General features: G+C 68.6%; 35 protein-coding genes and 1 pseudogene. All 36 read right to left on the bottom strand.

Going from position 1 to position 22975, the window contains the following annotated elements; all coding sequences use genetic code 11:
• Positions 1 to 89: 89 nt before the first annotated feature.
• The 36 genes and pseudogenes from rpsD to ACFYZF_RS02335 all read right to left on the bottom strand — a co-directional run bounded on the left by rpsD (position 90) and on the right by ACFYZF_RS02335 (position 22859).
• A complete protein-coding gene (gene rpsD / locus ACFYZF_RS02510; RefSeq protein ID WP_350881949.1) occupies positions 90 to 716 on the bottom strand; it encodes a 30S ribosomal protein S4 in 627 nt (208 codons plus the stop codon).
• A 13-nt stretch (positions 717 to 729) separates the two neighbouring features.
• Complete coding sequence (gene rpsK / locus ACFYZF_RS02505; protein WP_161685873.1) at positions 730 to 1137, bottom strand: 30S ribosomal protein S11; 408 nt, start codon at positions 1135 to 1137, stop codon at positions 730 to 732.
• Positions 1138 to 1155: 18 nt separating this feature from the next.
• A complete protein-coding gene (gene rpsM / locus ACFYZF_RS02500; RefSeq protein WP_089012515.1) occupies positions 1156 to 1536 on the bottom strand; it encodes a 30S ribosomal protein S13 in 381 nt (126 codons plus the stop codon).
• Between the two features lie 257 nt (positions 1537 to 1793).
• Positions 1794 to 1907, bottom strand: a complete 114-nt coding sequence (gene rpmJ / locus ACFYZF_RS02495; protein ID WP_043965539.1) for a 50S ribosomal protein L36 — start codon at positions 1905 to 1907, stop codon at positions 1794 to 1796.
• 95 nt (positions 1908 to 2002) lie between these two features.
• Positions 2003 to 2224 carry a translation initiation factor IF-1 gene (infA, locus tag ACFYZF_RS02490; RefSeq protein ID WP_007073013.1) on the bottom strand — a complete coding sequence of 74 codons (222 nt, stop codon included), beginning with the start codon at positions 2222 to 2224 and terminating at the stop codon, positions 2003 to 2005.
• A 354-nt stretch (positions 2225 to 2578) separates the two neighbouring features.
• Positions 2579 to 3142: pseudogene (locus ACFYZF_RS02485) on the bottom strand (DUF1707 domain-containing protein); the annotation flags it as partial.
• Positions 3143 to 3333: 191 nt separating this feature from the next.
• Positions 3334 to 4185, bottom strand: coding sequence for a type I methionyl aminopeptidase (gene map / locus ACFYZF_RS02480; protein WP_387015041.1), 852 nt, complete (start codon positions 4183 to 4185; stop codon positions 3334 to 3336).
• Between the two features lie 89 nt (positions 4186 to 4274).
• Complete coding sequence (locus ACFYZF_RS02475) at positions 4275 to 4928, bottom strand: adenylate kinase (protein ID WP_387015037.1); 654 nt, start codon at positions 4926 to 4928, stop codon at positions 4275 to 4277.
• On the bottom strand, positions 4929 to 6257 hold the full coding sequence (gene secY / locus ACFYZF_RS02470; protein ID WP_387015034.1) for a preprotein translocase subunit SecY: 1329 nt from the start codon (positions 6255 to 6257) through the stop codon (positions 4929 to 4931).
• A gap of 235 nt (positions 6258 to 6492) precedes the next feature.
• The gene (gene rplO / locus ACFYZF_RS02465) at positions 6493 to 6936 is read right to left on the bottom strand and encodes a 50S ribosomal protein L15 (protein WP_387015031.1); all 444 of its coding nucleotides are present in this window, start codon (positions 6934 to 6936) and stop codon (positions 6493 to 6495) included.
• The gene (gene rpmD, locus ACFYZF_RS02460; RefSeq protein WP_387015029.1) at positions 6936 to 7118 is read right to left on the bottom strand and encodes a 50S ribosomal protein L30; all 183 of its coding nucleotides are present in this window, start codon (positions 7116 to 7118) and stop codon (positions 6936 to 6938) included. The genes rplO and rpmD overlap by 1 nt, the downstream gene beginning before the upstream one ends.
• On the bottom strand, positions 7118 to 7732 hold the full coding sequence (rpsE, locus tag ACFYZF_RS02455) for a 30S ribosomal protein S5 (RefSeq protein ID WP_387015026.1): 615 nt from the start codon (positions 7730 to 7732) through the stop codon (positions 7118 to 7120). The genes rpmD and rpsE overlap by 1 nt, the downstream gene beginning before the upstream one ends.
• 33 nt (positions 7733 to 7765) lie before the next feature.
• Entirely contained in the window at positions 7766 to 8155 is a 390-nt protein-coding gene (rplR, locus tag ACFYZF_RS02450; RefSeq protein WP_387015023.1) for a 50S ribosomal protein L18, read from the bottom strand.
• Positions 8152 to 8694: a 50S ribosomal protein L6 gene (gene rplF / locus ACFYZF_RS02445; protein WP_387015021.1), complete on the bottom strand. Its 543-nt coding sequence runs from the start codon at positions 8692 to 8694 to the stop codon at positions 8152 to 8154. The genes rplR and rplF overlap by 4 nt, the downstream gene beginning before the upstream one ends.
• A gap of 16 nt (positions 8695 to 8710) precedes the next feature.
• Complete coding sequence (gene rpsH, locus ACFYZF_RS02440; RefSeq protein WP_091242005.1) at positions 8711 to 9118, bottom strand: 30S ribosomal protein S8; 408 nt, start codon at positions 9116 to 9118, stop codon at positions 8711 to 8713.
• Between the two features lie 117 nt (positions 9119 to 9235).
• Entirely contained in the window at positions 9236 to 9421 is a 186-nt protein-coding gene (locus tag ACFYZF_RS02435) for a type Z 30S ribosomal protein S14 (protein ID WP_161685895.1), read from the bottom strand.
• A gap of 1 nt (position 9422) precedes the next feature.
• Positions 9423 to 9992 carry a 50S ribosomal protein L5 gene (rplE, locus tag ACFYZF_RS02430; RefSeq protein WP_350881964.1) on the bottom strand — a complete coding sequence of 190 codons (570 nt, stop codon included), beginning with the start codon at positions 9990 to 9992 and terminating at the stop codon, positions 9423 to 9425.
• A complete protein-coding gene (rplX, locus tag ACFYZF_RS02425; protein WP_161685897.1) occupies positions 9992 to 10312 on the bottom strand; it encodes a 50S ribosomal protein L24 in 321 nt (106 codons plus the stop codon). Before rplX ends, rplE begins: the two co-directional genes overlap by 1 nt.
• Entirely contained in the window at positions 10309 to 10677 is a 369-nt protein-coding gene (gene rplN, locus ACFYZF_RS02420) for a 50S ribosomal protein L14 (RefSeq protein ID WP_023358185.1), read from the bottom strand. The genes rplX and rplN overlap by 4 nt, the downstream gene beginning before the upstream one ends.
• Before the next feature lie 97 nt (positions 10678 to 10774).
• Complete coding sequence (rpsQ, locus tag ACFYZF_RS02415) at positions 10775 to 11053, bottom strand: 30S ribosomal protein S17 (RefSeq protein WP_387015016.1); 279 nt, start codon at positions 11051 to 11053, stop codon at positions 10775 to 10777.
• Positions 11050 to 11286: a 50S ribosomal protein L29 gene (gene rpmC / locus ACFYZF_RS02410; RefSeq protein ID WP_320066523.1), complete on the bottom strand. Its 237-nt coding sequence runs from the start codon at positions 11284 to 11286 to the stop codon at positions 11050 to 11052. Before rpmC ends, rpsQ begins: the two co-directional genes overlap by 4 nt.
• Positions 11286 to 11711 carry a 50S ribosomal protein L16 gene (rplP, locus tag ACFYZF_RS02405; RefSeq protein WP_229400536.1) on the bottom strand — a complete coding sequence of 142 codons (426 nt, stop codon included), beginning with the start codon at positions 11709 to 11711 and terminating at the stop codon, positions 11286 to 11288. The genes rpmC and rplP overlap by 1 nt, the downstream gene beginning before the upstream one ends.
• 3 nt (positions 11712 to 11714) lie before the next feature.
• Complete coding sequence (rpsC, locus tag ACFYZF_RS02400; RefSeq protein WP_161685905.1) at positions 11715 to 12581, bottom strand: 30S ribosomal protein S3; 867 nt, start codon at positions 12579 to 12581, stop codon at positions 11715 to 11717.
• Positions 12581 to 13039, bottom strand: a complete 459-nt coding sequence (rplV, locus tag ACFYZF_RS02395) for a 50S ribosomal protein L22 (RefSeq protein WP_387015011.1) — start codon at positions 13037 to 13039, stop codon at positions 12581 to 12583. The genes rpsC and rplV overlap by 1 nt, the downstream gene beginning before the upstream one ends.
• A gap of 40 nt (positions 13040 to 13079) precedes the next feature.
• On the bottom strand, positions 13080 to 13361 hold the full coding sequence (gene rpsS / locus ACFYZF_RS02390) for a 30S ribosomal protein S19 (protein ID WP_007073032.1): 282 nt from the start codon (positions 13359 to 13361) through the stop codon (positions 13080 to 13082).
• A 12-nt stretch (positions 13362 to 13373) separates the two neighbouring features.
• Complete coding sequence (gene rplB / locus ACFYZF_RS02385; protein WP_161685911.1) at positions 13374 to 14213, bottom strand: 50S ribosomal protein L2; 840 nt, start codon at positions 14211 to 14213, stop codon at positions 13374 to 13376.
• Between the two features lie 12 nt (positions 14214 to 14225).
• On the bottom strand, positions 14226 to 14528 hold the full coding sequence (gene rplW, locus ACFYZF_RS02380; RefSeq protein WP_161685913.1) for a 50S ribosomal protein L23: 303 nt from the start codon (positions 14526 to 14528) through the stop codon (positions 14226 to 14228).
• Positions 14525 to 15175, bottom strand: coding sequence for a 50S ribosomal protein L4 (gene rplD, locus ACFYZF_RS02375; RefSeq protein ID WP_387015007.1), 651 nt, complete (start codon positions 15173 to 15175; stop codon positions 14525 to 14527). Before rplD ends, rplW begins: the two co-directional genes overlap by 4 nt.
• Positions 15172 to 15837 carry a 50S ribosomal protein L3 gene (gene rplC, locus ACFYZF_RS02370; protein WP_387015004.1) on the bottom strand — a complete coding sequence of 222 codons (666 nt, stop codon included), beginning with the start codon at positions 15835 to 15837 and terminating at the stop codon, positions 15172 to 15174. Before rplC ends, rplD begins: the two co-directional genes overlap by 4 nt.
• 11 nt (positions 15838 to 15848) lie before the next feature.
• Positions 15849 to 16157, bottom strand: coding sequence for a 30S ribosomal protein S10 (gene rpsJ / locus ACFYZF_RS02365; RefSeq protein ID WP_007073037.1), 309 nt, complete (start codon positions 16155 to 16157; stop codon positions 15849 to 15851).
• 354 nt (positions 16158 to 16511) lie between these two features.
• Positions 16512 to 17705 carry an elongation factor Tu gene (gene tuf / locus ACFYZF_RS02360; RefSeq protein WP_387015001.1) on the bottom strand — a complete coding sequence of 398 codons (1194 nt, stop codon included), beginning with the start codon at positions 17703 to 17705 and terminating at the stop codon, positions 16512 to 16514.
• 221 nt (positions 17706 to 17926) lie between these two features.
• Positions 17927 to 20023: an elongation factor G gene (gene fusA / locus ACFYZF_RS02355; RefSeq protein ID WP_387014999.1), complete on the bottom strand. Its 2097-nt coding sequence runs from the start codon at positions 20021 to 20023 to the stop codon at positions 17927 to 17929.
• 77 nt (positions 20024 to 20100) lie between these two features.
• Positions 20101 to 20571 (bottom strand): 30S ribosomal protein S7, encoded by a 471-nt coding sequence (gene rpsG / locus ACFYZF_RS02350; RefSeq protein WP_161685923.1) that lies wholly within the window; start codon positions 20569 to 20571, stop codon positions 20101 to 20103.
• 1 nt (position 20572) lies between these two features.
• Positions 20573 to 20947, bottom strand: coding sequence for a 30S ribosomal protein S12 (gene rpsL / locus ACFYZF_RS02345; RefSeq protein ID WP_320066535.1), 375 nt, complete (start codon positions 20945 to 20947; stop codon positions 20573 to 20575).
• A gap of 575 nt (positions 20948 to 21522) precedes the next feature.
• Positions 21523 to 21891 (bottom strand): hypothetical protein, encoded by a 369-nt coding sequence (locus ACFYZF_RS02340; protein ID WP_387016025.1) that lies wholly within the window; start codon positions 21889 to 21891, stop codon positions 21523 to 21525.
• A gap of 599 nt (positions 21892 to 22490) precedes the next feature.
• A complete protein-coding gene (locus ACFYZF_RS02335; protein ID WP_387014995.1) occupies positions 22491 to 22859 on the bottom strand; it encodes a hypothetical protein in 369 nt (122 codons plus the stop codon).
• Between the last annotated feature and the right edge of the window lie 116 nt (positions 22860 to 22975).

Genomic DNA, 22975 nt, shown 5'->3' with positions numbered 1-22975 from the left:
TCTCTTCCGGGACGCCCGCTATTTGACGTCCGCGACACAAACTGTTCCGGTGGTCCGCCCCGCAGGGCGGACCACCGCAACGAGCCCGACTACTTGGAGTAGAGCTCGACGATCAGCTGCTCCTGGACCTGGGTGTCGATCACCTGGCGGGCCGGGAGCGAGTGCACGAGAACCTTCATCTGGCTCGGGATGGCCTCCAGCCACGCCGGGACCGTCTTCGAGCCGGCCTGAGCCTGCGCCACGATGAACGGGGTGAGCTCCTTGCTCTTGGCCCGAACCTCGATGATGTCGTGCTCCTTCACCCGGAACGACGGGATGTCGACCTTCTTGCCGTTCACCGTGAAGTGGCCGTGCTTGACCAACTGACGGGCCATGTCACGCGAGTGCGCGAAGCCGGCCCGGTAAACGACGTTGTCCAGCCGCGACTCGAGGATCTGCAGGAGGACCTCACCGGTCTTGGCCTGCTTGCCCACGGCTTCCTCGTAGTAACCGCGGAACTGCTTCTCCAGCACGCCGTAGACACGGCGGGCCTTCTGCTTCTCGCGGAGCTGGAGCAGGTACTCCGTCTCCTTGGTGCGGCCGCGGCCGTGCTGCCCGGGCGGGAACGGCCGGGACTCGAACGGGCACTTCGGGCCATCGCACTTGCTGCCCTTGAGGAACAGCTTCATCTTCTCCCGCCGGCAACGGCGGCAGTCAGCACCGGTGTAACGAGCCATCTCTCTCTACCTCTCAGACCCGGCGACGCTTCGGCTGACGGCATCCGTTGTGCGGCTGCGGGGTGACGTCGGCGATCTGGCCGACCTCCAGCCCGACGGCCTGCAGCGAACGGATCGCGGTCTCCCGGCCGGAGCCGGGGCCCTTGACGAACACGTCGACCTTGCGCATGCCGTGCTCCATCGCCCGACGCGCGGCGGCCTCGGCGGCCAGCTGCGCGGCGAACGGGGTCGACTTGCGCGAGCCCTTGAAACCGACCTGGCCGGCGGAGGCCCAGGAGATGACCGCACCGGTCGGGTCCGTGATGGACACGATGGTGTTGTTGAAGGTGCTCTTGATGTGCGCCTGCCCGTGGGCGACGTTCTTGCGTTCCTTGCGCCGGACCTTCTTAACGGCGGCTCCGGCACGAGCCTTCGGTGGCATAAGTCTGTGCGCTCCTAGTTACTTCTTGCCGGGCTTCTTCTTGCCGGCGACGGTCCGCTTCGGGCCCTTGCGGGTCCGCGCATTGGTCTTGGTCCGCTGGCCACGCACGGGCAGACCCCGGCGGTGCCGGATGCCGGCGTAGCAGCCGATCTCGACCTTGCGGCGGATGTCAGCGGCGACCTCGCGGCGCAGGTCGCCTTCAACCTTGTAGTTGCCCTCGATGTGGTTCCGGAGCTGGACCAGCTCCTCGTCCGTGAGGTCCCGAGCGCGCTTGTCCGGCGAGATGCCGGTGGCAGCGAGCGTCTCCAGTGCGCGGGTACGACCCACGCCGAAGATGTAGGTGAGCGCGATCTCCATCCGCTTTTCGCGGGGAAGATCCACGCCGGCTAGACGTGCCATGTGCGGGCGTACTCCTTGTGGTGTTCTGCGGAGGTCTGCACCCGCCCCACCCCGCTCCGGTCGGCCCGGCGCCGTGGCGCCGGGAGGATCGACCGCTGCCCGAGCGGGCCCCGGCCTCCGACCGGGGGTCAACCACGCAGAGGTACGCGCTACGCGTACCGCTCGCGGCTGGGACGAGCTAATGATGTGTTGCTGGACCTGCGGCCCGGGCCGGTTCGACTGGCCGTGATCAATAGGTCACGGTCGATCGGACTGGTTCAGCCCTGGCGCTGCTTGTGGCGCGGGTCGCTACAGATGACCATGACCCGACCGTGCCGACGGATCACCCGGCACTTGTTGCAGATCCTCTTGACGCTCGGCTTGACCTTCACGGTTGCCTTACTTCCCATCTGGCCCGGAGACGCGACACGCGCGACGCCGGACGTCGAAGACGGACACGGGGACTACCCGGCCGCCGTCAGGTCGCTTACTTGTAGCGGTAGACGATGCGCCCGCGAGTCAGGTCGTACGGGGAAAGTTCCACGACGACCCGGTCCTCCGGCAGGATGCGGATGTAGTGCTGCCGCATCTTGCCGCTGATGTGAGCCAAAACCTTGTGACCGTTCGCGAGCTCCACCCGGAACATGGCGTTCGGCAGGGGCTCGATGACTCGACCCTCGATCTCGATGGCTCCGTCTTTTTTCGGCATGTCCTCCGCTGTCCTGACGTCGGTTGCTCCGGACGGCCCACAACGTCTTACACGGGCCCCGGAACGCTGTTTCGGGACCCGCGCCAGCCGCGGCTCCGACTCCCACCGAAGCGCAGGATGGGCATGCCGGAGTGGACGCTGTGCGCCGATCAGAAAGTCTACGCCCGCTTGCAGGCCACCGCCAAACCGGGCGGGAATCAGTGCGTCGGACCGGACAGACCAGGCCATTCAGGCCTCGGCATCGGCCTCGCTCCGCCGGCGTTCCCGCTCGTCGGCCGGCAGCTCCCCCAGCGGCCCCCGAGGGTCATCCCCGTCCGGCGGGACCGGGTCCGGGCGCTGCCGCTCTTCGGCGGCCGGCAGCGCCCGCCGCTCGGGCTCCTCGGCGGCGGCAGCCAACTTCCGCGCCCGCTTGCGCGCCCGCTTCGCGAGCCGGCGTTCACGCCGCCGCTCCTGCTCCGCCGCCCACCGCCGCGGCTCCCCCGAGGTCAGACCGGCGACCGTGCGCACCAGGAGCACCGCCCCCCACGGCCCGGCCACCCAGGCGGGCCACAGATAGAGCAGGTCGGTGGCGAGCATCGAGGTCACCGCCCAGACGGTCGCCACGATCGCGACCACCCGCAGGTACGGAAGCCAGACCTCGGCCAGCCACCGGGCGGTCACCGACGACCGGGCGCGTTCCACCGCTGGCGGGACCGCGTCCGGCACCGTCGCCAGTTCCGACGCTGCCGGGGCCGCCGGCACCGGCAGATCGGTCACCAGCGCGTCCAGCTCGCCGTACGTGCGCGAGGCGTACGCCCGCTGCAACCGCTCGTCGTACTCGTGCAGGTCGAGCCGGCCCTCGTCCACGGCCACCCGCAGTTGGTCCGCCACTACCTGCCGGTCCGCGTCGGCGGCCCGCATCCCGTCGCGTCCCTCCATGCCAGCAAGCATGCCACCGTCCGGCGACCACCGGCTCCTCGCGTCCGCTGGAGCCGGGCCGGCACCGCGTGCCGGTGTCCGGATACCTCGGGAGACCTCAAGAGCCCGCAGCGCGGGCCTCAGGCGGGGCGGTGGGAGCCGCAGCGGGCCGGAGGCCGGGCGTGCAGACGCCAGCGGGACGCGGCGGAGGCTCAGCGGGTCGGTGAGTCCGCAGGTTGGCGGGAGGTGACCAGGTCGCCGAGGCGCCCCCGGCCCCCGTCGAACGCCGTCAGCACCCACACACCATCCGGCAGCAGCGCCATCGTGTGCTCGACGTGCACCGCCATCGAGCCGTCCCGGGTGACGACCGTCCAGCCGTCGGCCAGCTCGGCCGTGCGCGGCGAACCCTTGGTGATCATCGGCTCGATGGCCAGCGCCATGCCCGGTACCAGCCGGGGGCCCTTGCCGGGCCGGCCATGGTTGAGCACGTGCGGGTCCTGGTGCATCTCGGTGCCGATGCCGTGCCCGCCGTACCCGTCGACGATGCCGTACCGGCCGCCCCTGCGGACCGCGCTCTCCACCGCGTGCGAGATGTCGGTCAGGCGGCCCCTACCGCTGGCCGCCCCCCGCGCCGCGGCGGCGATCCCGGCCCACATCGAGTCCTCGGCCACCGCGGCCATCTTCAGCAGTGCCGGGTCGACCTCCCCCACGCCGGCGGTGATCGCCGCGTCGCCGTGCCAGCCGTTCAGCACCGCGCCGCAGTCGATCGAGATCAGGTCGCCGTCCCGGAGCACCTGGGCGGGCGACGGGATGGCATGTACGACCTGCTCGTTGACCGACGAGCAGATCGAGGCGGGGAAGCCGTGGTAGCCCTTGAACGAGGGAACCGCGCCGGCCTCCCGGATCGTCGACTCGGCGATCGCGTCCAGGTCGGCGGTGCTGACCCCGGGAGCGACCGCCTCTCGCATCCGACGCAGCGCCTCGGCGACCACCAGACCGGCGGCGCGCATCAACTCGATCTGGTCGGGGGTCTTCAGCTGGATGTCCAGCTGGGGACGACGCATGGAGCCGTTACCTTTCGTCGCGCGGAACAGCGGAGCACGTCGCACGTACCCCGCTGTTCGCACTCTATCCGCCGGAGCCCCGGCGGTCGTCAGCCGCCGTATGAGCGGAGGGCGTCGATGGCGCGGACGGTGACGTCCTCCACCGGGCCTGTGGCGTCGATGCCCACCAGCTTGCTCTGGGCGCCGTAGTAGTCCACCAGCGGCGCGGTCTTCTCGGCGTACTCCCGCAGCCGGGCGGCGATGGTCTCCGGCTTGTCGTCGTCGCGCTGGAACAGTTCCGCGCCGCAGCGGTCGCAGATGTCGTCCCGGGTCGTCGCGTCGAACTCGACGTGCCAGATCTTCCCGCAGCCCCGGCAGGTACGCCGGCCGGAGAGCCGCCGGATCACCTCGTCGTCGTCGACGACCAGCTCCAGCACCAGGTCCAGCGCGGTGCCGAGGTCGGCAAGCAGCTTGTCCAGCGCGGCGGCCTGCGGCGTGGTGCGCGGGAAACCGTCGAGCAGGAAACCCTCGCTGGCGTCCGGCTCGGCGAGCCGGTCCCGGACCATGTTGATGGTCACCTCGTCCGGGACCAGCTTGCCGGCGTCCATGTACCGCTTGGCCTCGATGCCCAGGGGCGTGCCCTGGGAGACGTTCGCCCGGAAGATGTCACCGGTCGAGATCTTAGGCACCGAGAGGTGAGCGGCGATGAACTCCGCCTGTGTGCCCTTGCCCGCGCCCGGCGGGCCAACCAGAACGAGTCGCATCTACCGCAGGAACCCTTCGTAGTTCCGCTGCATGAGTTGGCTCTCGATCTGCTTCACGGTCTCCAGACCGACGCCGACCATGATGAGCACAGCGGTGCCGCCGAACGGGAAGTTCTGGAACTGCTGGTTGTTCAGCCAGATGAAGAAGAAGTTCGGCAGGACCGCGACGATACCCAGGTAGAGCGCACCCGGCAGGGTGATCCGGCTGAGGATGAAGTCGAGGTAGTCGGCGGTCGGCTTGCCGGGGCGGATGCCCGGCACGAAGCCGCCGTACTTCTTCATGTTGTCCGCGACCTCGGTCGGGTTGAACGTGATCGAGACGTAGAAGTACGTGAAGAAGATGATCAGCATGAAGTAGATCACGATGTGCGCCGGGCTCGACGGGTTCACCACGTTGTTCTGGATCCAGGCCTGGGTCTTGCCCGGGTTGTTCGGATCGAAGAACTGGAGCGCCAGCTGCGGCAGGTAGAGCAGCGACGAGGCGAAGATGACCGGGATGACACCCGCCTGGTTGACCTTCAGCGGGATGTAGGTCGAGGTGCCGCCGTACATCCGCCGGCCGATCATCCGCTTGGCGTACTGCACCGGGATCCGGCGCTGTGCCTGCTCGATGAAGGTGACGGCGGTGATGACCACCAGGACCAGCGCGAGCACCAGGAAGAACTTGCCCCAGCCCTGCTGAGTCTTGATCTTCCAACCCTCGGCGGGAAGGCGCGCCGCGATCGAGGTGAAGATCAGCACCGACATGCCGTTGCCGACGCCCCGGTCGGTGATCAGCTCGCCGAGCCACATCACCATGCCCGTGCCGGCGGTCATCGTCATGACCAGGATGGACAGCGTCAGCCAGTTCGGGATGCCGGTGCCCTCGGGGACGATCGGGAACTGGTCGCACTTGTTCTGGAACAGCTGCCCGGAGCGGGCCAGCGCCACGAACGCCGACGACTGGAGGATGCCCAGGCCGAGGGTGAGGTAGCGGGTGTACTGGGTGATCTTCGCCTGGCCGGCCTGACCCTCCTTGCGGAGCTGCTCCAACCGCGGGATGACCACGGTGAGCAGCTGCAGGATGATCGACGCTGTGATGTAGGGCATGATCCCCAGCGCGAAGACCGAGAGCTGGAGCAGCGCCCCGCCGGAGAAGAGGTCGAGCAGGTTCAGCACCCCGGTGGTGTCCCCCTGGATGCTGTCGAGACACTTCTGCACGTTGCCGTACGAGACACCCGGGCTGGGCAGTGTCGCGCCGAGCCGGTAGACCGCAATGATGCCTACCGTAAACAGCAGCTTCTTGCGCAGGTCAGGCGTACGGAACGCACTGAGAAAGGCGGACAGCAACTTTCTTCCTCCTGCGCGAGGCGGGCCGCCGGTGGTGGTCCCTGGCGGTCGGGGTGGGTGCCGGGCGAGCGCCCGATATCCATAGCTGGGATGGGACTCTAACAGCCCGATCCCGGTCCGGGCAGGTGTGCCCGGCTACATAAACCGAATCCGATATTACCCGGTGCACACGTTCGGGGTAGACCGTGGCGCCCGCCCAGTCACAGACAACTGAGCGGGCGCCACGGGTTCTGCCCTACAGCTCGGTGACGGAGCCACCGGCGGCGGTGATCTTCTCCTTGGCCGACGCGCTGAACGCGTGCGCCGACACCTGGATGGACACGCCGCTCAGGTCGCCGGTGCCGAGGACCTTGACCGGCTGGCCCTTGCGGACCGCGCCGGACTCGACCAGCTCCAGCGGGCCGACCTGGCCGCCGTTCGGGAACAGCTCGGCGAGCCTGTCCAGGTTGACCACCTGGAAGACCACCTTGAACTTGTTCTTGAAGCCCTTCATCTTCGGCAGGCGCATGTGGATGGGCATCTGCCCACCCTCGAACGCCGCCGAGATGTTCTTGCGGGCCTTGGAGCCCTTGGTACCGCGACCGGCGGTCTTGCCCTTGGAGCCCTCGCCGCGACCCACACGGGTCTTCGCGGTCTTGGCACCGGGTGCCGGGCGCAGGTGGTGGACCTTGATCGTCATTACTCGACCTCCTCGACCTTCACGAGGTGGTTGACCGCGAAGATCATGCCCCGGATCTCCGGCCGGTCCTCCTTGACCACCACGTCGTTGATCCGCTTGAGACCGAGCGAACGCAGCGACTCACGCTGGTTCTGCTTGGTCCCGATCACGGACCGGAGCTGGGTGACCTTCAGGCGAGCCATCAGGATGCCACCCCCGCCCGCGACGCCAGCATGGCGGCCGGCGCGACGTCCTCGACCGGCAGGCCACGACGGGCCGCGACAGCCTCCGGGGACTCGAGCCCCTTCAGCGCCGCCACCGTGGCGTGCACGATGTTGATCGGGTTCGACGACCCGAGGCTCTTGGAGAGCACGTCGTGGATGCCGGCACACTCCAGCACGGCACGCACCGGCCCACCGGCGATGACGCCCGTACCGGCCGAGGCCGGCTTGAGCAGCACCACGCCGGCGGCGGCCTCACCCGTGATCGGGTGCGGGATCGACTTACCGATCCGCGGCACCTTGAAGAAGTGCTTCTTGGCCTCCTCGACGCCCTTGGCGATCGCCGCGGGCACCTCCTTGGCCTTTCCGTAGCCCACGCCGACGTTGCCGTCGCCGTCGCCCACGATCACCAGGGCGGTGAAGCTGAAGCGACGACCACCCTTCACGACCTTGGCGACGCGGTTGATCGCGACGACCCGCTCGAGGTGCGGGGTCTTCTCGACGGGCGCGTTTCCGCGGCCGCCCTCACGGCGGTTGTCGCGGCGACCACCCTCGTTGCCACCGGACCCGCCGCCACGGCGCTGTTGACCTGGCATCAGCAGCCTTCCTTCTCTCTCGTGACGGGGTTTCTAGAACTCGAGCCCGGCTTCGCGGGCGGCGTCGGCAAGCGCGGCGACCCGCCCCGCGTACCGGTTGCCACCGCGGTCGAAGACGACCTTCGAGATGCCGGCAGCCTTGGCCCGCTCGGCGAGCAGGGTGCCGACCTTGCCGGCCAGGGCGCTCTTGTCGCCCTCGGTGCCGCGCAGCGAGGCGTCCAGGCTCGAGGCCGACGCCAAGGTGTGACCCTTGGTGTCGTCCACGATCTGGGCCACGACGTGGCGCAGCGACCGGGTGACGACCAGACGGGGACGCTCGGTGGTGCCGCTGACGTTCTTGCGGACCCGGAAGTGTCGACGCGCACGGCCGACGGCGCGCTTGGCGGCAACGCCGCGGCGGCGCTTGAGCAGCGTGGCGCTCACTTCTTACCTGCCTTTCCAGCCTTGCGGCGGATGACCTCGCCCTGGTACTTCACGCCCTTGCCCTTGTAGGGCTCCGGCGGGCGGATCTTCCGGATGTTGGCGGCAACCTCGCCGACCTGCTGCTTGTCGATGCCGGCCACGTGGAACACCGTCGGCTTCTCCACCGTGAAGGTGATGCCGTTCGGCGCGGGGACCAGCACCGCGTGCGAGAACCCGAGCGCGAACTCCAGGTCCTTACCCTTGGCCGTGACCCGGTAACCGGTGCCGGCGATCTCCAGGCTCTTGCGGTGGCCCTCGGTCACGCCGACGATCATGTTGGCGACCAGCGTACGGCTCAGGCCGTGCAGCTCCTTGGCCTTGCGCTCGTCGTTGGGCCGGTTGACGTGCAGCTGGCCGTCCTCGGCGCGCTCCGCCGTGATGGGCTCGGCGAGCGTGTGCGACAGCTCGCCCTTCGGGCCCTTGACCTTGACGGTCTGGCCGTCGATCGTGATGTCGACGCCGGCAGGCACCGGGATCGACTTACGTCCAATACGCGACATTTCTACCTGTCTCCCGTTACCAGACGAAGGCGAGGACTTCCCCGCCAACGCTCCGCTTGCGGGCCTGCCGGTCGGTGAGCAGCCCCTGGGACGTCGAAATGATCGCCACGCCCAGCCCGCCGAGCACCCGCGGGAGCCCGTCCGACTTGGCGTACACCCGGAGACCGGGCTTGGACACGCGCTTGATGCCGGCCAGGCTCCGCTCGCGGCTCTGGCCGTACTTCAGCTCGACGACCAGTCGCTTGCCGACGGCGCCCTCCTCGGGCTCCTCGACCGACCAGGTGGCGATGTAACCCTCGGCCTTCAGGACCTCGGCGATATTCGCCTTGATCTTGGAGTAGGGCATCGTCACCCGGTCGTGGTACGCCTGGTTGGCGTTACGCAGACGCGTGAGCATGTCTGCGATCGGGTCGGTCATCGTCATGGATTTCGTCAGCCTTTCTCGCCGGGGTTCCCGGGGCGGTGAGCCCCGGGCCTACGGCGAAGAGCAATACATGATCGGTGCAAGGGGCCCCGGCCGGCAGCCGGGGCGCGGTCGCCCTTACCAGGAAGCCTTGGACACGCCCGGCAGCTCACCGCGGTGGGCCATCTCCCGGATGCAGATCCGGCAGAGCCCGAACTTGCGGTAGACCGCCTTGGGACGCCCACACCGCTGGCAGCGGGTGTACGCGCGAACCGAGAACTTCGGCTTCGCGGCCGCCTTGAGGATCAGCGCCTTCTTGGCCATCTCAGTTCTCCTTGAACGGGAAGCCCAGGAGCTTGAGCAGCGCCCGGCCCTCGTCGTCGGTCGTGGCGGTCGTGACCACCGTGATGTCCATGCCCCGCTGGCGATCGATCTTGTCCTGGTCGATCTCGTGGAACACCGACTGCTCGGTCAGACCGAACGTGTAGTTGCCGTGCCCGTCGAGCTTGCGACCGTCCAGACCGCGGAAGTCGCGGATACGAGGCAGCGCGATGGACAGCAGACGGTCCAGGAACTCCCACATCCGGTCGCCGCGCAGGGTGACCTTCGCGCCGATCGGCATGCCCTCGCGGAGCTTGAACTGCGCGATGGACTTGGTCGCCCGCCGCACCTGCGGCTTCTGGCCGGTGATGGTGGCCAGGTCCCGGACGGCGCCATCGATCAGCTTGGCGTCCCGGGCGGCCTCGCCGACACCCATGTTGACGACGATCTTGACCAGCCGCGGCACCTGCATGGGGTTGCCGAAGCTGTGCTGCTCCTGCAGCTTGGCCACGATCTCGTTGCGGTACCGCTCCTTGAGGCGCGGCATGGTCTTGGCTTCGGTAGCCGTGGTCATCACAGGTCCTTACCGGTGCTACGCGCGATGCGGACCTTCTGGCCGTTGTCGTCGAAGCGGTACCCGACGCGGGTCGGGTTCCCCTCGGAATCCAGGACCTGCACGTTGGAGACGTGGATCGGGGCTTCCTGGGTGACGATGCCACCGGTCTTGGCGCCACGCTGGGTGGTGCTGATACGGGTGTGCTTCTTGACCCGGTTCACGCCCTCGACCAGGATCTTGTCCTGCCGCGGGTAGGACGCGATGACCTTGCCCTTGGCACCCTTGTCCTTGCCGGCGATGACGACGACCGTGTCGCCCTTCTTGACCTTCACGGTCACAACACCTCCGGCGCGAGGGAAATAATCTTCATGAACCGCTTGTCCCGCAGCTCCCGGCCCACCGGGCCGAAGATACGGGTGCCGCGCGGGTCCCCACCGTCCTTGATGATGACGGCGGCGTTCTCGTCGAAGCGAATGTACGAGCCGTCCGGCCGCCGCCGCTCCTTGGCGGTGCGGACGATGACAGCCTTGACGACGTCGCCCTTCTTCACACCGGCACCCGGGATCGCGTCCTTGACCGTGGCCACGATGACGTCGCCGATGCTCGCGTAGCGCCGACCGGAGCCCCCGAGAACCCGGATGCACAGGATCTCCCGGGCACCCGTGTTGTCGGCGACGCGCAGTCGCGACTCCTGCTGAATCACGTCTATCTCCTATGTCTGCCGGTTCTCCGGCCGCCTGCCGCGGCCGGAGCCTGGCGGAACCCGCGCCCGACTGAAGCCGGGCGAGATCGAGCCTTCGCTACTTGGCCTTTTCCTGGATCTCCACGATCCGCCAACGCTTCGTGGCGGACAGCGGCCGGGTCTCCATGATCAGAACCCGATCGCCGATGCCGGCGGCGTTCTGCTCGTCGTGCACCTTCAGCTTGCTGGTACGGCGCATGATCTTGCCGTACAGCGCGTGCCTGACCCGGTCCTCAACCTCGACCACGACGGTCTTGTCCATCTTGTCGCTGACCACGAGGCCCTCGCGCACCTTGCGGCGGGCCCGCGCCTCGGCGGTGGTGGTGTTCTCGCTCATGATGCAGTCACCTCAGTCGGCGCGGCGGAGAGACCCAACTCGCGCTCACGCATGATCGTGTAGATCCGGGCGATCTCCCGACGGATGACCTGCAACCGCCGGTTGTTGTCCAGCTGCCCGGTTGCGCCCTGAACGCGGAGGTTGAACAGCTCCGCCTTGGCCTCGCGCAGCTTCGTGACCAGCTCCTCGTCGGAGTGCTCACGCAGCTCGGAGGCCTTAACGCCCGCTGCCATCAGGATTCACCCACTTCGCGCGTAACAATCCGGCACTTCATCGGGAGCTTGTGGATCGCGCGACGCATTGCTTCTCGCGCGATCTGCTCGTTAGGGAAGGACATCTCGAAGAGGATCCGCCCCGGCTTGACGTTGGCGACCCACCACTCGGGCGAGCCCTTACCGGAACCCATCCGGGTCTCGGCCGGCTTCTTGGTCAGGGCCTGGTCCGGGAAGATCGAGATCCAGACCTTACCGCCACGCTTGATGTGGCGGGTCATTGCGATACGCGCCGACTCGATCTGCCGGTTGGTCACGTACGCCGGCTCGAGAGCCTGGATCCCGAACTCGCCGAACACCACGCGGTTGCCACCCTTGGACGCGCCACTGCGGTCCGGGTGGTGCGGCTTGCGGAAGCCCTTCGGGGGCTTGCGCGGCATCAGCATCTGTCAGCCCTCCTGCTGCGTTTCTGCCGGAGTCGAAGCGACCGAGGCGACAGCAGCGCTGTCGATCGGCTCGCCGCTCGGCGTCTCAGCCTGCTGCGCGATGGTGGTCGCGGCAGCCCGGCCGGCCTCGGTGCCACCGGCGGTCGTGCCGGACGAACCGGACCGACCACGGCGCGGACGCTCGGGGCGGTCGGCACGCTCACGACGCGGGCGGGACGGCGCCTCGGCCGGGGTCTCCCGACCCGGCACCGCGTCACCCTTGTAGATCCAGACCTTCACGCCGATGCGGCCGAAGGTGGTACGGGCCTCGAAGAAGCCGTACTCGATGTTGGCCCGCAGCGTGTGCAGCGGGACGCGACCCTCGCGGTAGAACTCGGTCCGGCTCATCTCGGCGCCGCCGAGGCGACCCGAGACCTGGACCCGGATGCCCTTGCATACCGGGTTCTTCATCGCCGACTGCATCGCCTTGCGCATCGCCCGACGGAAGCTGACCCGGCTGGAGAGCTGCTCGGCGACGCCCTGGGCGACCAGCTGCGCGTCCGACTCGGGGTTCTTCACCTCGATGATGTTCAGCTGTACCTGCTTGCCGGTGAGCTTCTCCAGCTCGCCGCGGATCCGGTCGGCCTCCGCACCCTTCCGGCCGATGACGATGCCCGGCCGGGCGGTGTGGATGTCGACGCGGACCCGGTCCCGGGTGCGCTCGATGTCGACCTTGGAAATGCCGGCACGCTCGAGGCCCTTGGACATCATCCGGCGAATCTTGACATCTTCGCCGATGTAGTCCTTGTAGAGCTTGTCCGCGAACCAGCGGGACTTCCAGTCGGTCGAGATGCCGAGCCGGAACCCAGTGGGGTGAACCTTCTGACCCATTACTCGGCGCCCTCCGTCTTGCTCTCCGTCTCAGCGGCCTCGGCCTGCTTCGCCGGGGCGACCTTCTTCGCCGTGGACTTCTTCGGCGCAGCCGGCGCGACCGCCTCGACCGCCACGGTGATGTGGCAGGTCCGCTTGCGGATCCGGTACGCCCGGCCCTGCGCGCGCGGCCGGAACCGCTTCATCGTCGGGCCCTCGTCGACGAACGCCTCGCTGACGAGCAGCGCATCGGGGTCCAGCCGCTCGTTGTTCTCCGCGTTCGCGATCGCGCTCGCGAGCACCTTGTACACCTGCTCGCTCGCAGCCTGCGGCGCGAACTGCAGCACCGTAAGCGCCTCCTTCGCGGGCAGGCCGCGGACGAGGTTGACCACCCGGCGCGCCTTCATCGGCGAAATGCGCACGTGCCGCGCAATCGCCCGCGCGCCCGGAAGCACCGGAGCGTCGCCCTTTCCTGGCATCGCTGTAACCCCTTGTTCCTCTATCCGTATGCCCGCGGCGTCAGCGCCGGCGGCTCTTCCGGTCGTCCTTCTCGTGACCCTTGAACGTGCGGGTCAGCGCGAACTCGCCGAGCTTGTGCCCGACCATCGCCTCGGTAACGAACACCGGGACGTGCTTGCGTCCGTCATGCACGGCGATCGTGTGGCCGAGCATCTCGGGGATGATCGTCGAGCGCCGCGACCAGGTCTTGATGACGTTCTTCGAGCCCTTGTCGTTCTGCGTCTCCACCTTCTTGAGCAGGTGGTCGTCGACGAACGGGCCCTTCTTCAGGCTGCGAGGCATGTCTTATCTCCCTCAGCCGCGCTTACGCGTGGCGTAGCGGCGGCGAACGATCAGCCGGTCACTCGGCTGGCCCTTGCGACGGGTGCGGCCCTCGGGCTTACCCTGCGGGTTGACCGGGTGACGGCCACCTGAGGTCTTACCCTCACCACCACCGTGCGGGTGGTCGACCGGGTTCATGGCGACGCCTCGGACGGTCGGGCGCCTGCCCTTCCACCGCATGCGGCCGGCCTTGCCCCAGTTGATGTTCGACTGGTCGGCGTTGCCGATCTCGCCGACGCTGGCGCGGCACCGCACGTCGACCCGCCGGATCTCACCGGACGGCAGACGCAGGGTGGCGTACACGCCCTCCCGGCCGAGCAGCTGGACGCCGACGCCGGCCGAGCGGGCCAGCTTGGCACCGCCGCCCGGACGCAGCTCCACGTTGTGGATGGTGGTACCGACCGGGATGTTGCGCAGCGGCAGGTTGTTACCCGGCTTGATGTCGGCGCCCGGTCCAGACTCGACCGCGTCGCCCTGCTTCAGGTCCTTCGGCGCGAGGATGTAGCGCTTCTCGCCGTCGGCGTAGTGCAGCAGCGCGATGCGCGCGGTGCGGTTCGGGTCGTACTCGATGTGCGCGACCTTCGCCGGGATGCCGTCCTTGTCGACCCGCTTGAAGTCGATCAGACGGTACTGGCGCTTGTGGCCGCCACCGTGGTGCCGGGTGGTGATCCGGCCGTGGACGTTACGCCCACCCTTCTTCGGCAGCGGCGCCAGCAGCGACTTCTCGGGCTTCGACCGGGTGATCTCGGCGAAGTCGGCGACGCTCGAGCCACGCCGGCCCGGCGTCGTCGGCTTGTATTTACGGATAGCCATTGTCTACACCCCTCAGCTGACCGGGCCGCCGAAGGCCTCGATACGGTCACCGTCAGCCAGCTTCACGATCGCCCGCTTGGTGGCCTTGCGCTGACCGAAACCGGTCTTGGTGCGCTTGCGCTTGCCCTCACGGTTGAGCGTGTTCACCGTCAGGACGCGGACGTTGAAGATCTGCTGGATAGCGATCTTGATCTCGGTCTTGTTCGCGTCCGGGCGCACCAGGAAGGTGTACCAGTTCCGGTTCAGCTCGCTGTAGCTCTTCTCCGAGACGACCGGCGCGACGATGATGTCCCGCGGATCGGCGATCGTGCTCACTTGCCACCCTCCTCGGTGGTCTCGGCGGGAACACCCAGGAACTCGTCCAGGGCGTCCTTGGTGAAGACCACGTCGTCGGCCACCAGCACGTCGTACGTGTTGAGCTGGCCGGCCTCGATCAGGTGCACCCGCGGCTCATTGCGCAGCGACACCCAGTTCAGCTCGTCGGTGCTGCTCAGCACGACCAGGACCCGGGTGGCCTCGGTCAGCTTGACCAGCGTGGCCAGGGCGGCCTTGGTCGACGGCTTCTCGCCCGAGACGAACGCCTCGACGACGTGCACCTGGCCAGCGCGGGCCCGGTCGGAGAGAGCGCCACGCAGGGCGGCGGCCTTCATCTTCTTCGGGGTCCGCTGGCTGTAGTCACGCGGCACCGGACCGTGGACCACGCCACCGCCGGCGAACTGCGGCGCGCGGATCGAGCCCTGACGGGCCCGACCGGTGCCCTTCTGCTTGTACGGCTTCTTGCCGCCGCCGGCGACCTCGCCGCGGGTCTTGGCCTTGTGCGTGCCCTGGCGGGCTGCCGCGAGCTGGGCCACCACGACCTGGTGCATCAGCGCGAGGTTGGCCTGGACGTCGAAGATGTCGCCGGGCAGCTCGACGGAGCTGCTCTTGGCGCCTTCGACGTTGAGGACGTCAACGGTGGTCACTTGGCCACACCGCCCTTCTTCACCTTGGTCTTGGCCGCGCTGCGGACCAGGACCAGCGCGCCCTTGGGACCGGGAATGGCCCCACGAACGAGCAGGAGGTTGTTCTCGGTGTCGACCGCCTGGACGGTCAGGTTCTGGACGGTGTAGCGAACGCCACCCATCCGGCCGGCCATCCGGGTGCCCTTGAAGACGCGACCCGGGGTGGCGCACGCGCCGATCGAGCCCGGTGAGCGGTGCTTGCGCTCGACACCGTGGCTGGCGCGCAGGCCGTGGAAGCCGTGCCGCTTCATCGGGCCGGCGTAGCCCTTGCCCTTGGTCCTGCCGGTGACGTCGATGCTGACGCCGGCCGGGAACTCCTCGACCGTGACCTCCTGGCCCAGCGAGTAGTCCGCGGCGTCCGCGGTGCGCAGCTCGACGATGTGTCGGCGCGGCGCCACGTCCGCCTTCGCGTAGTGCCCGCTGACCGGCTTCTTCACCTTGCGCGGGTCGATCGTGCCGTAGGCGAGCTGGACTGCGGAGTAACCGTCCTTCTCGGCGCTACGAACCTGGCTGATGACGCACGGGCCGGCCTGAACCACGGTCACCGGGACAACACGGTTGTTGTCCCAGACCTGGGTCATGCCGAGCTTTGCGCCCAGGATCCCCTTGACTTGCCTGTCCATTTGTCCGGTCCCTACAGCTTGATCTCGATGTCGACGCCAGCCGGCAGGTCGAGGCGCATGAGCGAGTCGACCGTCTTCGGAGTCGGGTCGATGATGTCGATCAGCCGCTTGTGAGTGCGCATCTCGAAGTGCTCGCGCGAGTCCTTGTACTTGTGCGGCGAACGGATGACGCAGAAACGGTTGATCTCCGTGGGCAGCGGCACCGGGCCAGCGACCTGCGCCCCGGTACGCGTCACCGTCTCGACGATCTTCCGCGCCGAGGAGTCGACGACCTCGTGGTCATAGGCCTTGAGCCGGATGCGGATCTTCTGTCCCGCCATGGTGGCTTCTGTTCCTTCTCTCGATGCCGCTGTGTTGCGGGCACCTGCACCGGCTGGCACAGGCCCACTTCCGCCGACCCCCGCGGTCGGGCGTGTCGCGCCCTCGGACCAGGCTCCGCCCCGGGTCTCCGGAGCTCTGCTGACCGCGCGGTGGGTCATGGCGCCGATCGCGTCCCCGCGACCTGAACGCCGTGCGAGGGTGGTTGGCCGCCAGGGACAAGCCAACCACCCTACGCGCGACTGTTCAACGACCCGGAGGTCCAGCGGACGCCGGACGCGGGCGACGAACTGTCGTTACGCAACCTGACTAGTATGCCGCAATACCGACGGCAACGCTAATCGGGGTTACCCAGGTCACTTGATGATCTTGGTGACGCGACCAGCGCCGACCGTACGGCCACCCTCCCGGATCGCGAACTTGAGGTTGTCCTCCATCGCGATGGGCTGGATCAGGTTCACGGTCATCGTGGTGTTGTCGCCCGGCATGACCATCTCGGTGCCCTCGGGCAGCGTGACGACGCCGGTGACGTCCGTGGTCCGGAAGTAGAACTGCGGACGGTAGTTCTGGAAGAACGGGGTGTGCCGGCCGCCCTCCTCCTTGGAGAGGATGTAGACCGTCGCCTCGAACTCCGTGTGCGGGGTGTTCGAGCCCGGCTTCACCACGACCATGCCGCGCTCGACCTCGTCGCGCTTGGTGCCACGCAGCAGCAGGCCGACGTTCTCGCCTGCGCGGGCGTCGTCCAGGGTCTTCCGGAACATCTCGATCGCGGTGACCTTGGTCTTGAAGCCCTTCTCCTTGATACCGACGAGCTCGACATCCTCGTTCGGCAGGAGAACGCCGCGCTCCACGCGACCGGTGACGACGGTGCCACGACCGGTGATCGTGAAGACGTCCTCGACCGGCATCAGGAACGGCTTGTCGATCTCGCGCTCAGGCTGCGGGATCGCGGTGTCGACCGCGTTCATCAGCTCGAGCAGCTTCTCGGTCCAGACCGGGTCGCCCTCGAGCGCCTTCAGCGCGGAGACCTGGACGACCGGCAGGTCGTCACCCGGGTACTCCTGCGACGAGAGCAGCTCGCGGACCTCGAGCTCGACGAGCTCCAGGAGCTCCTCGTCATCGACCATGTCGCTCTTGTTGAGCGCCACGACGATGTACGGCACGCCGACCTGGCGGGCCAGCAGCACGTGCTCGCGGGTCTGCGGCATCGGGCCGTCGGTCGCCGCGACCACCAGGATCGCGCCGTCCATCTGCGCGGCACCGGTGATCATGTTCTTGATGTAGTCGGCGTGCCCGGGGCAGTCGACGTGCGCGTAGTGCCGAGACTCGGTCTGGTACTCGACGTGCGCGATCGAGATCGTGATACCGCGGGCCTTCTCCTCCGGCGCCTTGTCGATCTGGTCGAACGGCGTGTAGGGGTTCAGGTCGGGGTACTGGTCGTGCAGGACCTTGGTGATGGCCGCCGTCAGCGTCGTCTTACCGTGGTCGATGTGACCAATGGTGCCGATGTTGACGTGCGGCTTAGTCCGCTCGAACTTCGCCTTCGCCACTGGTGTCCTCCTGTGGACTTCTTGGTTCGTTCGCCCCGGCGCGCCAGGTCGGCGCTTAGGACTCTGTCGACAGCCTTTCCGACCTCGCGGCCGGAGAGCTTTGGTGGGTTCTGCGGCGATGAAGCCTACAGGCCCGGTCTCACGCAACCCGACCGAGGTGGCCGCCGGCGGGGATACCCTCCCGCGACCAGCCCCGGTTCATCCATCAGCTCAGGTGAGCGTCACTCACCCGTAGCCTTGGCGATGATCTCCTTCGCCACGCTCTGCGGGATCTCGGCGTAGGAGTCGAACTGCATGCTGTAGCTAGCCCGGCCCTGGGTCTTCGACCGCAGGTCGCCGACGTAGCCGAACATCTCCGACAACGGCACCAGGGCCTTCACGATGCGGGTGCCGCTGCGCTCCTCCATCGCCTGGATCAAGCCACGGCGGGAGTTGAGGTCGCCGATGACGTCACCCATGTTCTCCTCAGGAGTGGTGACCTCAACGGCCATCATCGGCTCGAGCAGTGCGGGGTCGGCCTTGCGGGCCGCCTCCTTCATCACCATCGAGCCGGCGATCTTGAACGCCATTTCCGAGGAGTCGACCTCGTGGTACTGGCCGTCCAGCAGCGTCAGCTTGACACCGACCAGCGGGAAGCCGGCCAGGATGCCGTACTGCAGCGCGTCCTGGGCGCCAGCGTCCACCGACGGGATGAACTCCCGGGGGATACGGCCGCCGGTGACGGCGTTGGCGAACTCGTACGTCGGGGAGTCGTTGCCCAGCGGCAGCGGCTCCACGCTGACGATGACCCGGGCGTACTGGCCGGAGCCGCCGGTCTGCTTCTTGTGGGTGTACTCGATCTTGTCCACCTTGCGGCGGATGGTCTCGCGGTACGCCACCTGCGGCTTGCCGATGTTCGCCTCGACGTTGAACTCGCGGCGCATCCGGTCGACCAGGATGTCCAGGTGCAGCTCGCCCATGCCGGAGATGACCGTCTGACCGGTCTCCTCGTCCAGCTTGACGCGGAAGGTCGGGTCCTCCTCCGCCAGCCGCTGGATGGCGGTGCTGAGCTTCTCCTGGTCGGCCTTGGTCTTCGGCTCGATGGCGACCTCGATGACCGGCTCCGGGAAGGTCATCGACTCCAGGATGACCGGATTCGCCGGGTCGCACAGCGTGTCACCGGTGGTGGTCTGCTTCAGACCCTGCACCGCGATGATGTCGCCAGCCTGGGCCGAGCCGCGCTCTTCCCGCTTGTTGGCGTGCATCTGGTAGATCTTGCCGATCCGCTCCTTGCGGTCCTTGGTGGAGTTGACCACCTGGTTGCCGGTCTCGATCACGCCGGAGTAGACCCGGACGTAGGTGAGCTTGCCAAGGTGCTTGTCGGTCTGAATCTTGAAGGCGAGGCCGGCGAACGGCTCCGCCTTCGACGGCTTCCGCTGCAGCGGCGTCTCGCCGTCGGTCGCGGTGCCCTCGATCGCCGGGACGTCCAGCGGCGACGGCAGGAAGTCGACCACGGCGTCGAGCATCGGCTGGACACCCTTGTTCTTGAACGCCGAGCCGCAGAGCACCGGGTTGGCCTTGCTGGCGATGGTGGCACGCCGGATGGCGGCCTTGATCTCCTCGACGGAGATCTCCTCGCCCTCCAGGTACTTCTCCATCACCGCGTCGTCGACGTCGGCCAGGGTCTCCACCAGCTTCTCGCGCCACTCCGCGGCGGAGTCGGCGAGGTCGGCCGGGATCTCCTCGATCGCGTAGTCCTCACCCTTCTGGGTCTCCCCGCGCCAGGTGAGGGCGCGCATGCCGATCAGGTCGACGATCCCGATGTGGTCGCCCTCGAGCCCGATCGGGATCTGGAGCACCAGCGGGGTGGCGTTGAGCCGGTCGATCATCATCTGCACGCAGCGGAAGAAGTCCGCGCCGGTCCGGTCGAGCTTGTTGACGAAGCACATCCGCGGGACGTCGTACTTGTCGGCCTGACGCCAGACGTTCTCCGTCTGGGGCTCCACGCCGGCCACACCGTCGTAGACCGCGACCGCACCGTCCAGCACCCGCAGCGACCGCTCGACCTCGACCGTGAAGTCGACGTGACCCGGCGTGTCGATGATCTGGATCGTGTGGCCCTTCCACTCACACTTGGTAGCAGCGGAGGTGATGGTGATACCACGCTCCTGCTCCTGCTCCATCCAGTCCATGACGGCACCGCCATCGTGGACCTCACCGATCTTGTACGTGATACCGGTGTAGAAGAGGATCCGCTCGGTGGTGGTGGTCTTACCGGCATCGATGTGAGCCATGATGCCGATGTTGCGTACGTTGGCGAGCGCGTCTGCGGCGGCCACTTCAATCCCTACTTATCGTCGTCTCGACACAACTGGTGGCGGTTCCGGCGCCCCGAGAGGCGCCGGAACCAAGTGTGTTACCAGCGGTAGTGCGCGAAGGCCTTGTTCGACTCGGCCATCTTGTGCGTGTCCTCGCGCCGCTTGACGGCGGCACCCAGGCCGTTGCTCGCGTCCAGCAGCTCGTTCATGAGCCGCTCGACCATGGTCTTCTCGCGCCGGGCCTTGGAGTACGTCACCAGCCAGCGCAGACCGAGGGTGGTCGCGCGGGTCGGACGGACCTCGACCGGCACCTGGTAGGTGGCGCCACCGACGCGACGGCTGCGCACCTCGAGGGTCGGCTTGACGTTGTCCATCGCCCGCTTGAGGGTGACGACCGGGTCAGTGCCGGACTTCTCGCGGCAGCCCTCCAGAGCGGCGTACACGATACGCTCGGCGAGCTGACGCTTACCGCGCATGAGGATCTTGTTCACCAGCTGGGTGACCAACGGCGAGTTGTACACCGGGTCAGCGACCAGCGGCTTCCGCGGAGCGGGTCCCTTACGCGGCATCTCAGCTCTTCTCCTTCTTCGCGCCGTAACGGCTGCGCGCCTGCTTGCGGTTGCGGACACCCTGGGTGTCCAGCGAACCGCGAACAATCTTGTAACGCACGCCGGGGAGGTCCTTCACCCGGCCGCCGCGGACGAGCACGATCGAGTGCTCCTGCAGGTTGTGACCCACGCCCGGGATGTAGGCGGTCACCTCGATCTGGCTGCTGAGCTTGACGCGGGCGACCTTACGGAGCGCCGAGTTCGGCTTCTTGGGGGTGGTGGTGTACACGCGGGTGCACACACCGCGCCGCTGAGGGGAACCCTTCAGCGCCGGGGTTTTGGTCTTGGTCGTCTTGGCCTTGCGGCCCTTTCGGACCAGCTGCTGAATCGTGGGCACCGGGTTTCTCCGCTCCCTTCGGCCGCCATCCGGCGGCCGCGCCGTCTACTCGTAACCGCCCCTGGTGGGAAGGCTCTCCTACATTCCGGCCAGGGCCACCTTGCGGAGGTCCCGGCACCCGCGGTCGGGCGTGTCGCCCAGCTCACGGTCCCGGTGCCGCCGCTCACGCGCGCACCGGATTTCTGTCACCGGCCCGCGATCACCCGCGCCGGGTCTTTGCCATGTCATGTCGCCGCATGATCACCAGGTCGCCCGGGTCCAGCGCACGCACGAGTCGCCCGGGCAGGCCCGGGCGCAAGGGGAAAGAGTACCTATCACAGCCGCACAGGTCAAAACGGAGAGGTCCCGGAGAACAGCGTCACCGCCCTGCCGGCCGAACCGTCGTGCCTGCCCATCCGCGATGGGCCTACGGAAACAAGTGTAACGGCCCCCGCCGGAGACGACCCGGTCGCCCCCGCAGGAACCCGGCCGGCCCGCGCTGCCCCGCCCCCGCCACCTCGACGGGGCCCGGGAGACCGAACGCCTCGGGCCGGCCGCCTGACGCCGTCGATCACCGGGCCCGCCGGACCACCGGCTCAGCCGAGGCCGAGGAGCAGCGCCAGGCCCAGACCGAGCAGGCTGAGCGCCAGGCCCGAAGCGCCGCAACTGATCCCGGCCAGGGCCAGGCCCCGGCCGGTGAACTGCACCGCGGGCGGCGACGCGGGTCGCCGGATCTGTCGCGTGCTGAGCAGACCGGCCACCACGGCCGCCGCCCCGGCCAGCACCCCGAGGAACGCGAACACGCCGGCGGCCCAGACCCCCTGCGAGGCCGCGGTCGCCCCCAGACAGATCACCAGGAGCGAAACCAGGGCCGAGGCGATCCCGGCCACCAACGAGCCGACCGCGAGCCCTGAGGTGACCGGGGGGACGTCGAGGTGCACCACGCCGAACGGGGTGCCGGGCACCGGGTCGACCCGCTTCGGCGGCCGGGGGGCCTCCCGCGGCGGCGGGGGCACCCGCCCCCAGCCGGGGCCCGGCCCGCCCCAGCCGGGGCCCGCCTGCTGGCCCGGGAAACCCACCGGTCCGGCTGTGGGGTGGGCCCCGACCGGTTGCCCGGACCAGGGCGCCTGCGTCGGGTACGGGCCGGACGGCCGCTCGCCGCCGGACGGACCCGCCGGCGACGGCCAGCCGACCTGCGGCGCGGCCCCCGGGTGCGACGCGGGACCGGCCGGCGGGAACGGACCCGGAGGAGATTCCACGTTCCCGGCCGGTGGGGGCGGCGGGGAGACCGGCGGCGGCGCGTACTCCACGGAGGCGACCTCCGGGGCGATGCGGGGCCCGGCGTCCGGCCTGGCCCACGGGCTCTCCCCCGCCGATGCGGGGGGCCCGGCCGGATCCGGGGGCGCGGCGGGTCGCTCCGCCGGATCGCCCGAGGGCCGCGCCGGTTCCGTCACGAGGGCCTCCAGTCGCCGGTCGCTGTCCACCGCCGCGCGACGGACACCGGTCAGGCTACCGCCGCCGCCCCAGCCCTCGTGGGTGGGCGGGGACGCATCCCCCGGGACGGTCAGTCCACGTTCGGCGCGTAGTCGTGCCCGAACGGCTGCCCGGTTAGCCGGACCAGCCCGATCACCACCGCCACCACCACGGTCGTCGCGACCAGGACCAACCCCGCCCAGGCGAGCCGCTCCCCCCGCCGCAGCCAGGCCCCGCCGGTGAGGAAACCCCCCGAGGCGTACGCCTCCCGCCGGGCCTGACGGGCCAGCACGAGGGCGAGCGTGGCCGGCACCACCCCACCGACGAAGAGCCCGGTGAGCGCGCCCATCAGGCCGAGAGCGAAGACCGCGCGGGCCTTGCTGGACCGGACCGGGTCAGGATCGAGCGGATGGCGCGGCCCCGGCCGCGCGGCGGGCACCTGCCCGGGTGCGGTCGTCATGCCCACCATCATGCCCCTCCGGCCCGGTCGGCGACCCGGCCCCTCCGACCTCTTCCCCGCCCCGAACCACCCCGCCGCCCGGACGGGGGTTCGGCACGCACGGCACCCAGCCGGGA

It is taken from the genome of Micromonospora sp. NPDC001898, from assembly GCF_042891255.1.
GTDB lineage: Bacteria > Actinomycetota > Actinomycetes > Mycobacteriales > Micromonosporaceae > Micromonospora.
This window is presented reverse-complemented; position numbering and strand designations above follow the sequence as displayed.